The organism is Sciscionella marina DSM 45152 (genome assembly GCF_000379465.1).
GTDB lineage: Bacteria > Actinomycetota > Actinomycetes > Mycobacteriales > Pseudonocardiaceae > Sciscionella > Sciscionella marina.
Map to the genome: position 1 here is coordinate 383,394 of NZ_KB905380.1, position 12,968 is coordinate 396,361.

Consider the following 12,968-nt stretch of genomic DNA (forward strand, 5'->3'; position numbering starts at 1 on the left):
TCGTGACTGTGACACTTCAGTGAAAGTCGCGCGAGGTGGAGGGCACCCTGAGGTTGAGCGGTTCCATATGTTTGGCGAGGAGGTTCGTCACCCCCTCCGCGTGTTCGACCAGCCCCCTGATGAGCAGTCCCTGGCTGGTCCGCGCGATCCTGCGGTAGCGCTGCCACACCTGGAGTGTGCAGATCACGTTCGCGATCCCGGTCTCGTCCTCGACGCTCATGAACGTGACTCCGCCCGCCGTCGCGGGGCGCTGCCGGTGGGTGACCGCTCCCCCGATGTTCACCAGCTGGCCGGCGTGACCGGCGAGTTCGTTCGCCGGAATCACATCCCGCGCGGCCAGCTGATCGCGGACGAATTCGGTCGGGAAAGTGTCCGGGGAGAACCCCGTCGCCCAGACATCCGCGACCGCTCGTTCGATGGGTTCCATCACCGCGAGTGCGGGCGCCCGGATCCCGGGGATGGTGTCCGGCAGTTCACCGTGGCCGATCTGCGCCGCCGCACCGGCTCCCCACAGCGCGGCGCGCCGGTCCGTGCCGCAGCACTCGAATGCCCCCGCGGTGGCGAGCGCTTCGAGCTGGTCGGCGCGCAACCGCAGTCGCCGTGCGAAATCCGCCATGTCCCGGTACCAGCCGCCGGTCCGGCGTTCGGTCACGATTCGCTCGGCCACCTCCTTCCCGATGGTGCGCACCGTGGCCAGCCCGGTGCGTACCGCCTTTTCTCCCATGCTGGATTCCTCGGGTTCGAGGTCCGCGTGGACGTCGCTCGCGTTGATGTCCGGCCCGCGCACGACGACTCCGTGCCTGCGCGCATCGGTGACGAGGGACTGCGGCGAGTAGAACCCCATCGGCTGGGCGCGCAACAGCCCGGCGCAGAACGCAGCGGGATAGTGCAGTTTGAACCAGGCGCTGGCGAAGACCAGGAGCGCGAAGCTGAGCGCGTGGCTTTCCGGGAAGCCGAAATTCGCGAATGCGAGGAGCTTGTTGTAGAGCTTGTCGGCGAGCTCACCGGTGATCCCTTTTTCTTTCATCCCGTCGTACAGCCGGTCTTTGAGCTTCGCCATCCGCTCGGTCGACCGTTTCGCCCCCATCGCCCTGCGCAGCTCATCGGCCGCGGCGGCGTCGAACCCGGCTATGTCGACGGCCATCTGCATGAGCTGTTCCTGGAATAGCGGCACCCCTTTGGTCTTCTTCAGGGCATTTTCCAGCAGCGGATGGTCGTAGTCCCACTTTTCGTTCTTGTTCTTGCGGCGGATGAAGGGGTGCACCGATCCGCCCTGGATGGGCCCAGGCCTGATCAGCGCGACCTCGATGACCAGGTCGTAGAACTCCTCCGGGCGCAACCGGGGAAGGGTCGCCATCTGTGCCCGGCTCTCCACCTGGAAAACGCCGACGGAATCCGCACGCTGCAGCATCTCGTACACGGCCTTTTCCCCGAGGTCGAGCTCACCGAGGTCGACCTCGGTTCCGTGATGCTCCGCGACGAGGTCGATCATGTAGTGCAGTGCGGAGAGCATCCCGAGCCCGAGCAGGTCGAATTTGACCAGCCCCGCCGTGGCGCAGTCGTCCTTGTCCCACTGCAGCACCGAACGGTTCTCCATCCGGGCCCACTCCACCGGGCAGACCTCGCTGACCGGGCGCTCGCAGAGCACCATGCCCCCGGAGTGGATGCCGAGGTGGCGGGGTGCGTCCTCGATCTGTTTCGCGAGTTCGAGTACATCCTCGGGAATGTCGTAGCCGTCTTCCTCGGCGGTCTTCGCGAGCGGGCCCCAGCGGTCGATCTGTTTGCTCCACGCGTCCTGCTGCCCCGTGGAGTAGCCGAGCGCGCGGGCCATATCGCGCACAGCATTGCGGGATCGGTAGGTGATCACATTGGCCACCTGGGCCGCGCAGTTTCTCCCGTACTGTTCGTAGACGTGCTGGATCACCTCCTCACGCCGATCGGATTCGATGTCGAGGTCGATGTCCGGATATCCGTCCCGTTCCGGCGCGAGGAATCGTTCGAAGAGCAGCTCCCAGCGAACCGGGTCGACCTTGGTGATACCGAGGGCATAGCAGACCGCGGAATTGGCCGCGGATCCCCTGCCCTGGCACAGGATTCCCCGATCACGACAAAACTTGACGATCTCGTCGACGATGAGAAAGTACCCGGGGAAGCCTTTTTCTTCGATGACCCTCAGTTCATGGTCGATCTGGCCGTGCGCCATCGGGCTCTCCGCTTCCGAGCCATAGCGGATGGCCGCGCCGCACCGGATACGCTCTCGCAGATGCTTTTCCTCGTTCTTGCCTTCGGGATGGGAGAACGGCGGAAGCCCGGGAGAGTCGAGCAGCAGATCGAAGGAGCAGTCCACTCCGAGCAGCGCGGCACGCTGCACCGCACCCGGGTATTTCGCGAATCTGCGGTGCATCTCCGCCCCGGAGCGCAGATACGCCATGGGAGCCGGGGGCAGCCAGCCGTCCAGTTCTTCGAGCGAGCGGCGGGAACGGACCGCGGCCATCGCGGCGGCGAGCCTGCCCCGCTGTGGTGTCGCGTAGTGCACCGCGCCCGTCGCCACGGTCGGGCAGCCGACATCCTCCGCGATCCCGGCGAGTAGATCGTTGCGCCGGTCGTCGTCCGGCAGGCCGTGATCGGTGAGCTCGACGAACACGTTGTCCCGGCCGAAAAGGGCGACCAGCCGCCGCAGCTCCCGCACTGCGGCGGCCGGCCCTTCGGTACTCAAGGCTTGCCGCACCGCACCTTTGCGGCAGCCGGTGAGTACCAAGCATTCCTCACCGAGGATCTCGGCGAGTCGTTCGAGGCCGTAGACGGGTTTGCCCTTCTCGGGTTTTCCGTATTTCTCGGCGAACCGTTCATCGCCGAGCTGTCCTTCGGTGATCGCCCTGCACAGTGCGGAATACCCGCGCTGCGCCCGGGCCAGCACCAGCAGATGTGTTCCCTCGGGATCGGGGGAACCGTTCTGTGGCTTGGTGAGACCGAGGGACAGTTCGGCGCCGTAGAGGGTGCGGACACCCAGTTCCCGCGCCGTTTCGGCGAACCGGACCACGCCGTACATGCCGTCGTGATCGGTGAGGGCGATGGCGTCGAGACCGAGTTTCGCCGCGGTCTCCACCAGTTCCTTCGGGTCACTCGCCCCGTCGAGAAAACTGAAGTTGGAGTGGCAGTGCAGCTCGGCGTATCGCGGTGTCCGGTCACCGTCCGCGCTGTCGGTGGGTTCGAGGAAGATCCGCTCGTCCGGTTTCCGGTATGGCGCCCGTTTCCGGGTCCATGCCGGGCTGTCGTTCCCGTCGCCCGGCTGGGGCGGTTCGCCGGCATAGGCCCGTTCGAGCTCGCCCCACCTGATCGGCGGATTCTCCCAGCCCATCAGTCGTACACCCCCTCGAGGATCCAGCGCTTCTCCTTGCGCAGCAGTAGAAAACCCTGCTCCGATCGCTGGTCGGCACAGACCACCTGGATCCTGGCCAGCTCCCGCACCGGATCCGCGCGCCACCAGTGCTCGTCCAGCAACCAGGGGCCCGCCCACCGGCTGATGAACCGTTCGGCTCCGTCCACGACGAGGCTGCACGGTTCCGCGGTGAGCTCATGGCGCGCGCTGATGCCCACCGGGTCCGCCCAGCCGTCGAGCACGGTCACCGGCAGCTGTTCGACGGGGATGGTCGCCGGGGAAGGAGCGGGAACCCGCCCCGGCCACGGCAGATCCGGATCGGTGTCCGGCACCCGGTCCTCGCCCCAGGGCACGAGCCGTACCCGCGCTCCCGGTGCCCGGGCTCCCCGGAGGACCGGGGTGTACACGGAGTCCGGTCCCAGCAGTCCTTGCAGCCGGACGAGTGCCCGCCCCGCCCGTTCCTCGTTCGCCCGGTCGGCTTCCGCGCCGTGCCACATGCCGAGCTGCCCGTCTTTCCTGGAAAGGGTCTCCTCCGGTTCCAGGTACACCGCACACACGCCTGCCGTGGGCGCACCGTCCCGCCGGCGCAACCACCCCTCCAGCTGCCAGCGCACCCGCTCGGCGATGCCGTGCTCGGTGAGCGGCTCCGCGCAGCGCCAGGAACGTGCGAACTCCTCCCCGTTCGCGGTCGAGGCACGCACCCCGAGCCGCACGCAACCCAGGCCGTGCGCGGTGAGCAGGGAGTTGAACCGTTCAGCGAGCCCTCGCGCGGCGAAGGCCACGGTGTCGATCCGGTCGAGCGCGGGATCGAATTCCTGGCTTGACACCAGGCTGGCGGGAACCGCCCTGCGCACCGCGGGCCGCTGCTGTCTGCCCGTGGCGATCCGGTGCAGCCGGATCGCGTCCGTACCGAATCGCGCGCCCACATCCCGTTCCGGCAACGCGGCGAATTCACCGATGGTGCGAATTCCCAAGCGGTACAACAGGTCGATGAAGTTCGCCCGGGATCGGTCGAGCCTCGGATGCGGCGGCCGCAGCGGAGTCGCCAGATCGGCGATCGGCAGTGGGGCGAGGAATTCCGCCGAGCCGCCATGCGGGACGAGCTCGCCCCGCATGGCGGCGATCGCGGAGGCGAACAGCCCGTCGGCGATCCCGGAGATGCATTCCAGGCCCAGCTCGGTGCCGACATGCTCGACCATGCGTTCGGCGGCCCGCGCCTCGCCGCCGAACGCGGTCGAAGGACCCCGCGCCGGAATGGTGACCATCCCGGGGCGCACCACCTCGATCCCCGGAGCGAGCCGCTCCACCTCTGCCGCGACCGCCTCGAACATCCGCGCGTCCCGGTCCTGATCGTTCGGGAGGGCCCGGATCTCCGGGCAGATCGACTGTGCCTCCCGGCGTCGCATTCCTCTTCGCACCCCGTGCTTGCGCGCCGTGCCCGAGCAGGCGAACACCCGGTTCGCGTGCACCACGGCCGCGGGCGCATCCAGCGGAATCCCGCCCGCGGCACTCGCCGCTACCACCGGCCAGTCCGGTACCCAGACCGTGAGCAAGCGCGCCATCAGCCCACCTCCGCCACGGATTCGGACAGCCGGTCCCCCTGCGGTGGCAGGCACAGCTCCGCCCCGCCGCCGTGCCCGCGGCCCTCCTGTTCGATCCGGAGCCGCTGGTATTCCAGGGCACCGTGCCCATGCCGCGCGCCGAACCATGCACGTCCGGTGCACCGGACGATCGGATCCGCCCCCGGCACGGATTCGTCGACGATCAACACCGCCCCGCGCTGCCGCGCCCGCGCGCTCAGCTTCCGCGCCAGCCCGGGCCGGGCGGACGGGCGCACTTTGGTGCACCCGAACGAGAACGCGATGATGTCGACCCCGTCGAAGAGCGCATCGAGGGCCGGGACGAGTTCGAGTCCCGGATCGGGCACCAGGACCAGCCGCGCGAGCTCCACTCCGAGCTCGTGCGCGGCGAGCACCCCGAGATCGGGGCGCCCGACAACGGCCGCCCAGCTTCCCCGCGCCGTGGCCTCGGCGAGCAGCGCGAGGGTCAGCGAGGTCGAACCGAGGACCGCGACCGTACTTCCCTTGCGCAGACCACCGAACGGAAGGATTTCCGCCAGATCCGGCCGCACCGGGAGCAGCCGCTCCGCGAGGGCCGCGGAGAGCTCGCTCGCCGGCCGTACCCCGGCCCCACGCAGCTTGCGCAGAGTGGTCACCCCGAGCGGGGCATCGGATGCCTCACTCGCCCGTGACACTGCGGCAGGCGCGGACATGACCTCCCCCTTCAGCGGATGCCCGCCGGTGCGGGCGGGCTGGATTCGAACATCGGGTTGCTATCGAACTGGTGTTCGAATTATGCTGACTGATGTGCGGCGATGTCAAGCTCGCTCACACCGGGAACGACTGAGAGGTAGCCCACCGATGAACCATCCGGAATCCCCGAGAACAACGGGAATCACCCGGGGGCACGATCCCCCGATCCGGCAAGAGGACCCGCGCGGGCGCTAACGCTCGCCCTCACCCCGCGCCGCGAGTGCCTCGCCGAGTTCGTCCGCGTGCCGGAGCGTGCGTACCAGGAACGGCACCGCGAACGCCGTCGCGGACCAGCCCGCGTCCCGCGCCTTCGCCGCCTCGCGCACCTCGCCCGCGATCCCGGCGAGGGTACCGACGGCCTGCACGGTCAGCCCGACGAGCAGACCGAGGCGTTCGGGACGCAGTCCGATCCGGCGCAACGGGCCGAGGCCGCGCTCGACGCTGCCGATCACATCCACGATCCGCGTGGTCAACGTATAGAGATTGGCCGCGGCCAGGGCGGTGACCAGGCGCAGCCCGACCACGATCGCCCCGTCCAGCCCGAGTAGCAGCCACTGCAGCGCGAACACCACGACCACCAGCACCCCGAACGTGCGGGCGGACTGCAGGCAGCGGCGCGACGGGATCCGGGCGATCGGGTAGCCGAGCACGGCGACCGCGGCGAGCACGCCGAGCCACAGCGGGTCCCGCAGCACGAAAGCGGCGATGGCCAGGGCCAGGATGCCGAGCAGTTTCCAGCCCGCGCCCGCCCGGTGCAGCGGACTCGCGCCCGGTTCGTAGAGCCCGAGCGGGGTCATTCTGCGAGCTTCCGGTAATAGCGCAGCGCGGGTTCCGGGGTGTCGTCGGCGACCACCCGGCCGCCGTCGATGACGACTACGCGGTCGAACCCGCCGAGCAGATCGAGGTCGTGGGTGACGAGCAGCACCTGCTGCTCCAGGCTGCCCAGCAGCTCCACGAACCGGCGCTTGTTGCGCAGATCGAGCAGGGTGGTCGGCTCATCGCAGACGAGCACATCCGGTTCCCGCACGAGCATCGCGCACAGGGCGAGCAACTGCTTCTGACCGCCGGAGAGCTGATGCGCCGGATGTTCGAGATGTCCACCAAGTCCGTACGCCGAGAGGAGTTCCCGTGCTTTCCGTTCCCGCTCGTCCTTCGAGATCCCCTTGCCACGAAGGGAGAACGCCACGTCCTCCTCCGGGGTCGGCATGACGATCTGGCTGTCCGGATTGGTGAACACGAAGCCGACCCGCTTGCGTACCGCTCGCCCGTTCCGTACCGGATCGAGCCCGTCCACGGACACGCTGCCCTCGGTGGGGTGCACGAGTCCATTCACCATGCGGGCCAGCGTGGACTTCCCGGAACCGTTGGCACCGACGAAGGCCACCCGCCGCTGTTCCAGGCACAGGTCGACTTCGGAGAGCACGACCCGCTCCCCGTAACGGTGCCCGACACCACGGAACTCGATCACGAGACCACCTCCCAGAGCGTGGCGACGCCGAGCCCGCCGCCCGCGGACAGCGCCGCGAGACCGGTACCCGGTCCACCGGACCGCACCATGGCGCTGAACAGCCGGACGACGAGCACCGCGCCGGAGGCGCCCCAGGGGTGACCGAGGGCGATCGCTCCACCGTCCGGGCTCACCGTGTGCTCCTCGATCCCCGCGGCATCGAGACAGGCGAGGGTCTGACCGGCGAAGGCCTCGTTGAACTCCGCGATGTCCACCGCGCGGTCGAGAACGGCGCGCATCGCGGAAACCGCACCGAGCCCGAGCCGGTTCGGATCGCAGCCGGACGTCGCCGCGTGCACCAGGCGCAGCCCGGGCAGTCCGAGCTCGCGCCTGCGCCGCTCGCTGACCAGCAGCACCACGGCGGCTCCATCGCTGACCCCGCAGGAATTCGCCGCGGTTGCGGTGCCGTGCTCGGTGAAGGCGGGAGGAAACCTGGCCAGTCGTCGCGTGGTGAACCCGGAGCGCGGACGTTCATCGGCGGAGCATCCGGCGACCGGCACCAGTTCCGCGGTGAACCGGCCCGCGCGCTGGGCGGCGACGGCGCGTTCGTGGCTGCGCACGGCGAACGCGTCCTGGCGTTCCCTGCCGACCCCCGCTTCGGCGGCGACCAGGTCCGCGGCCTGTCCCATGTCCGGGTCGCCGATCTCCGCCGGGGAGAACGGGGCGCGGGTGTACCAGCGCGGCGGTTCGGTCCGCCAGGCACGGTAGGGAGCCGTGGACGCGCTCTCGACCCCACCGGCCAGGTACACGTCCCCCTGCCCTGCCCGGATCAGCGCGGCGGCCGTGGTGATCGCCGCGAGCCCGCTCGCGCACTGCCGGTCCACGGTCATCCCAGGAACCTCCGCACCGAGGCCGCCACCGAGCGCGGCGACCCGCGCGGTATTCCCGCCCGGACCGAAAACGTTGCCCAGCAACACATCCGCGACGGTGTCCACACCGGAATCGGTGAGCACCGCGCGCAACACGGGCGCGGCGAGGGCGTCCACGGTCATCCCGCGCAACGCCCCGCCCGCGGTACCGATGGGGGTGCGCCGCGCGGCGATGACCACCGGGTTCCGTTCGTTCACCGCAGTGTCTCCCCGTCGAAGATGCCTTCGGCCAGCCGATCGGTGACCAGGGAACGCGCCGGTTTCCCGGACGAGGTGCGCGGCAGGGATTTCGTGACCAGCCAGCGGCGCGGGCGCTTCGCCGGGGCGAGACCGGACCGGACGGCGGCACGCAGTTCCCGCACCGATGGCGGCTGCTCGGCCTGCACGATGGCGGTCACCAGGGTGCCGAGCGCGGGATGCGGGGTGCCGATCACGAGCGCGTCGTCCACTCCGGGAACCGCGCGCAACACCGACTCCACCTCCTCGGCAGGCACGAGCACGCCTCCGGTGGACAGCATCGCGGAACCGCGGCCGTGCACGGTCAACACCCCGTCGGCGATGCTGACCCGATCGCCGACGCTCGACCACTCCGGTGCGGGATGGAACCGGCCCGACCGCAGATGTCCGCTGCACGCGAGCGGGGACCGAACCCACAGTTCCCCGTCGCGGATGTCGAGCTCGGCCTCGGGCACCGGGCGGAGTTCCCCGACACCGAGCGCGATCAGCGAGTGCTCGGCCGCGCCGTAGTACTCGAGCAGTTCCGCGTCCGGGAGCACGGCTGCGAACCGCTCGCGCAGTTCCGCCCCGAGGTGCGCCCCACCGCAGACCACGGTGCGCAGCGCACAGGGTCCGCCGTGCCGTTCGAGCTCGGCGAGCAGACCGTGCAACATCGCGGGCACCAGGTGCACGGTGCGCGCCGTGCGGGCGTCCGCCAGGCGCAGTCGCGGGCGCAGCACCGGTTCGTCCCCGCACCACAGCGCGTGCAGTGCCCCGAACAGGAACAGTGAGGAACTCAACTTTCCCGGCACGAGCACCGGATGTTCGACCCGGCCGAGTGCGGCGAAGCTGAGTGTCCAGGATTCCCTGGTGCGCACCAGAACCTTCGGCGTTCCACTGCTGCCCGAGGTGGTCGACAGGTAGAACCAGCTGGACTCGTCCCCTTGCCGGGCAACGGGTTCCGGGCACGGCCGCGGGGTCCCGGTCACCGTGACATCCGGACAGACGTCAGCGAACACGGCGGCGCGCTCGGATTCGGTCCATGCGGGGTCCACGATCAGGCTCGCCGCGCCGAGCAGATCCGCGCCACGCAGCCAGTCGAGCGGTTCCGGCGAGTCGATCGCCACCCGCGCACCGGAGCCGGCCCCGAGCTCGGCGAGCCGGTGCGCGGCGCCGTACACGCGTGGGTTCACCCCTTCCTCCCCACCACCGTCGGCAGCGCACGGTGCACGACCGAGGCGATGAGCGCGGCGAGCACGACCTTCACCGCGTCCCCGGGAAGGAACACCAGCGACTGCACGGCGGCCGCACCGAAGTCCCCGGTGTAGAAGCCGAGGAAGGGGATGCCGATCACGTAGTCGGCCACCAGGCCCGCGACCGTGGCCAGCAGCAGCGCGGGCAAACCCGGGCGGGCGAACCGGGTCGCGACGAGCCCGGTCACCAGTGCCGAGGCGATCCAACCGATGAGGAACCCGCCACTGGGCCCGATGAACGAGGCGATCCCGCCGCGCCCGCCGGAGAGCAGCGGCAGCCCGATCGCGGTGACCGCGAGCATGAGCACGACCGAGGCGGTTCCCCGCTTCGCGCCGAGCAGGGCCCCCACGAGCAGCGGCCCGATGTTCTGCACGACGATGGGCACCCCGGAACCGCCGAGGTAAAACCCGGGGAACAGTCCGAGCACCGCGATGAACGCGGCGAAGACGACCGTCCGCGCGAGCTCGGCCGCGGGAAGGGTGGTTCGTTGATCCGGCACAAGCCGAACCTAACCCGCCCGCATGGCGAACCAAAAATCTCCCGGCCTGCCTTGTCATAACCCTCCAAAGCACCGCAGATCGGATACAAAGTCCCGGAGAAACACCCCCGACCGAGGAGGCCAACCGTGCTCATCCTGCGTTCGATCGCGCTTTTCGTACTCGCCGCGGTCACCGAGATCGGCGGCGCCTGGCTGATCTGGCAGGGCGTGCGCGAACACCGCGGATGGATCTGGATCGGTGCCGGGGTGCTCGCACTCGGCGTCTACGGGTTCGTGGCGACCCTGCAACCGGACGCGCACTTCGGCCGGATCCTCGCCGCCTACGGCGGTGTGTTCGTGGCCGGGTCACTGGCCTGGGGCATGGTCGCCGACGGATACCGCCCGGATCGCTACGACGTGATCGGCGCGCTGATCTGCCTGGCCGGGGTCGGCGTGATCATGTACGCGCCGCGCGGGTGACCGGCACGAAGTCATCGGTGCTGCGCAGGGTCCGCGCGGCGAGCTCGTGTCCCTCGGCGAGGCGCTGCGCCGGCTCGTGCCCGGCGAGCAGGCCCGCGAGGTATCCCGAGGCGAAGGCGTCACCCGCGCCGACGACCTCCACGACCTCGACCGGTCGTGCGGACACGAAGGTCTTCCGGGTCCCCTCGAACTCGCTGGCCCCGATGGCACCGTCCTTGATCACGAGCCGCCGCGGGCCGGGGATCAGTTCGCGCACCTCCTCCGGGGTGTCCAGACCCCACAGCGTCTGTGCCTCGTCCTGTCCGACGAACACCACATCGGCGCGGGCGGCCAGCTCGCGGAGCACCGGGGCGGCCTCGGCCACCGGCCACAGCGCGGGGCGGTAGTTCACATCGAAGCAGACCTCCCGTCCCTCCCTCTTCGGCAGGGCGAGCACCTGTTCCACGAGCGCCCGGCAACTCGCCGAGAGCGCGGGGGTGATCCCGGAAAGGTGCACCAGGCGCAGCTCGTCCAGCGGCACACCGTCGAGCTCGCCCTCGCCCATCCGGGAGGCGGCGGAACCGGCCCGGTAGTAGTGCACCGTGGTCTTCTCGATGCCCGGGTTCTTGAAGTACACCCCGGTCGGGGCTTCGGTGTCGGTGCGCACGAAGCGGGTGTCCACCCCGTGCCCGGACAGGGTGCGCACGATCCGTTCCCCGAAAGGATCGTCGCCCACCCGGGAAAGCCAGGCGGTGCGCTGGCCGAACTCGCGCAGGTACAACGCCACCGTCGACTCCGCGCCACCGATGTCGAGCCGCAGCCGCTCGGCCTCGGTGAGCGGCCCGTCGAGCGGCGCGAGCAGGGCCATGGTTTCTCCGATGCACAGCACTTCGACTGGTTCCACGGGGGTTCACCGTAGCGGACCGGTGGCCGTGCCCATTCCGCGAATCTCCTTTCCCATCATCTGGTCAACCGTGCAGGGCCAGGTAGGGGCCGAGGGCGAGCAGGGCGACCACGATCACCCGCTTGAGCAGCCTGGTGGGTACCCGACGGGCGATGACCCAGCCAATGAGCACCCCGGCGAGCTCGGGTACCCCGATGATCACGGCGAGCGGCCAGTCGATGGCATCACTCGCGGCGTAGCCGATCGAACCGATCCCGGCGATCACGATCGACTGGGCCTGCGCGGCGGCCAGCGATTCGAGCACCGGGACACCGAACGCGAGCAGGAGCGGCACGGTGAGCATGGGCCCGCCGATCCCCACGATCCCGGCGACGACCGCCACGGCGAACCCGGTCCCGAGCACGGTCAGGGTCCCCGGACGCGCCCGCTCGGCCTCTTCCGCGTGCCGTTCCCGGTAGAGCACGAGCAGCGCGGCGAGGACCACGAGCACGCCGAGCAGGATGCCGAACGCCCGCGCCGAGACGTGCGCGTTGAGCAGCACACCGAGTGCGGTACCCGGTAGCGCGGCGCCCGCGAGCAGCAGCGCGGTCCTGCGGTTCGCCGGTTCGCGCAGGTGCCCGGAGCGCAGATAGGCGCCGGTGCCCAGCGCCCCGGTCGCGACGTGCGTGACGATCGCGGTGCCCGCCACCTGCGCCGGGCTCAGCCCGGTGAGTACGAACAGGCCGATGGTCGGCAGCACCCCGCCGGGACCGAGCGCGGTGATGCCGATTCCGCCGAGCAGGCCGAACAAGCCGAGCAGTACCACCGTCATCCCGCTCACCTCGGCAGGCTCGCGTGGAAGCTGATCCGGTCCGCGCGCAGGTGGATCGACTCGAAGTCGACCGCGCGCCCGTCCGCGAGCCGGGTGCACCGCTCCACGGCGAACACCGCGGTGGATTCGGGTACCTCGAGCAGTTCCGCGCTGGCCGGATCGGCGTTGACCGCGTGCAGCAGTACATCCGAACGACCGAGCCGCTGCCCGCTGGTCTCCTCGATCAGGGCGAACACATCCCGGCCGGCGAGGTCCCGGTCGAGCAGCGGCAGCCCGATGTCGGCGACGAGGTAGGTGCTGTCCAGGGACAGCGGCGCACCTCCGATCCGGCGCAGCCGTTCCAGGTACACGATCCGCTCCCCCGCCGCGATCTCCAGCCGCTCGGCGATCGCGGGGGTGGCCGTCTCGATCCGCGCGGCCCGCACCTCGTTGCCGAGCTCGCCGTGCCCGTCCAGGTTCTCGGCGAGCCCGGCGAGGCGGTCCAGGCCATGCCCCAGTTTCGGGGACACCACCATGGTTCCGATGCCCCGGCGCCGGGTGATCAGCCCCTCGGCGCGCAGCAGCCCGAGCGCTTCCCGGACCGCGTTGCGTGAGGCACCCAGCCGCTGTCCGAGCGCCCGCTCATCGGGCAGCGGCTGGTCGTCGAACGTGCCCTGGGCGATGGATTCGCGCAACACTCCCGCGAGCTGGCGGGCCCGCTGTGCTCGAGATGTGGTCACCCGGCGAGGCTAACCGGGTTTCGATGACAGCCGTGTTACGCCACCCCACGTGCGCTGCGC

The 12,968-nt window shown here is 70.0% G+C and carries 12 protein-coding genes; 1 reads left to right on the plus strand and 11 read right to left on the minus strand.

Features of this window, described 5'->3' with window-relative positions:
• Positions 1-16 precede the first annotated feature (16 nt).
• From A37U_RS0101760 to A37U_RS0101795, 8 genes are all read right to left on the minus strand, one after another.
• Positions 17-3,358, minus strand: coding sequence for an error-prone DNA polymerase (locus A37U_RS0101760; protein WP_020494884.1), 3,342 nt, complete (start codon positions 3,356-3,358; stop codon positions 17-19).
• Complete coding sequence (locus tag A37U_RS0101765; RefSeq protein ID WP_020494885.1) at positions 3,358-4,941, minus strand: DNA polymerase Y family protein; 1,584 nt, start codon at positions 4,939-4,941, stop codon at positions 3,358-3,360. The genes A37U_RS0101760 and A37U_RS0101765 overlap by 1 nt, the downstream gene beginning before the upstream one ends.
• Positions 4,941-5,651, minus strand: a complete 711-nt coding sequence (locus A37U_RS41950; RefSeq protein ID WP_157182570.1) for a P-loop NTPase family protein — start codon at positions 5,649-5,651, stop codon at positions 4,941-4,943. Before A37U_RS41950 ends, A37U_RS0101765 begins: the two co-directional genes overlap by 1 nt.
• A 231-nt stretch (positions 5,652-5,882) precedes the next feature.
• Complete coding sequence (locus A37U_RS0101775) at positions 5,883-6,488, minus strand: energy-coupling factor transporter transmembrane component T family protein (RefSeq protein WP_020494887.1); 606 nt, start codon at positions 6,486-6,488, stop codon at positions 5,883-5,885.
• Positions 6,485-7,159 (minus strand): energy-coupling factor ABC transporter ATP-binding protein, encoded by a 675-nt coding sequence (locus A37U_RS0101780; protein WP_020494888.1) that lies wholly within the window; start codon positions 7,157-7,159, stop codon positions 6,485-6,487. Before A37U_RS0101780 ends, A37U_RS0101775 begins: the two co-directional genes overlap by 4 nt.
• Positions 7,156-8,265 (minus strand): thiolase family protein, encoded by a 1,110-nt coding sequence (locus A37U_RS0101785; RefSeq protein WP_020494889.1) that lies wholly within the window; start codon positions 8,263-8,265, stop codon positions 7,156-7,158. Before A37U_RS0101785 ends, A37U_RS0101780 begins: the two co-directional genes overlap by 4 nt.
• Positions 8,262-9,476, minus strand: coding sequence for an AMP-binding protein (locus A37U_RS0101790; protein ID WP_020494890.1), 1,215 nt, complete (start codon positions 9,474-9,476; stop codon positions 8,262-8,264). The genes A37U_RS0101785 and A37U_RS0101790 overlap by 4 nt, the downstream gene beginning before the upstream one ends.
• Positions 9,473-10,036: a biotin transporter BioY gene (locus A37U_RS0101795; protein ID WP_020494891.1), complete on the minus strand. Its 564-nt coding sequence runs from the start codon at positions 10,034-10,036 to the stop codon at positions 9,473-9,475. Before A37U_RS0101795 ends, A37U_RS0101790 begins: the two co-directional genes overlap by 4 nt.
• A 126-nt stretch (positions 10,037-10,162) precedes the next feature.
• Here A37U_RS0101795 and A37U_RS0101800 point away from each other — a divergent pair, with 126 nt between their 5' ends.
• The gene (locus A37U_RS0101800; protein ID WP_020494892.1) at positions 10,163-10,495 is read left to right on the plus strand and encodes a YnfA family protein; all 333 of its coding nucleotides are present in this window, start codon (positions 10,163-10,165) and stop codon (positions 10,493-10,495) included.
• Here A37U_RS0101800 and A37U_RS0101805 read toward each other — a convergent pair.
• From A37U_RS0101805 to A37U_RS0101815, 3 genes are all read right to left on the minus strand, one after another.
• Positions 10,473-11,378, minus strand: coding sequence for a sugar kinase (locus A37U_RS0101805; RefSeq protein WP_020494893.1), 906 nt, complete (start codon positions 11,376-11,378; stop codon positions 10,473-10,475). The genes A37U_RS0101800 and A37U_RS0101805 overlap by 23 nt on opposite strands.
• Positions 11,379-11,442: 64 nt before the next feature.
• Entirely contained in the window at positions 11,443-12,189 is a 747-nt protein-coding gene (locus tag A37U_RS0101810) for a sulfite exporter TauE/SafE family protein (protein ID WP_020494894.1), read from the minus strand.
• Positions 12,190-12,194: 5 nt separating this feature from the next.
• Positions 12,195-12,908: a GntR family transcriptional regulator gene (locus A37U_RS0101815; protein WP_051111528.1), complete on the minus strand. Its 714-nt coding sequence runs from the start codon at positions 12,906-12,908 to the stop codon at positions 12,195-12,197.
• Positions 12,909-12,968: the final 60 nt, after the last annotated feature.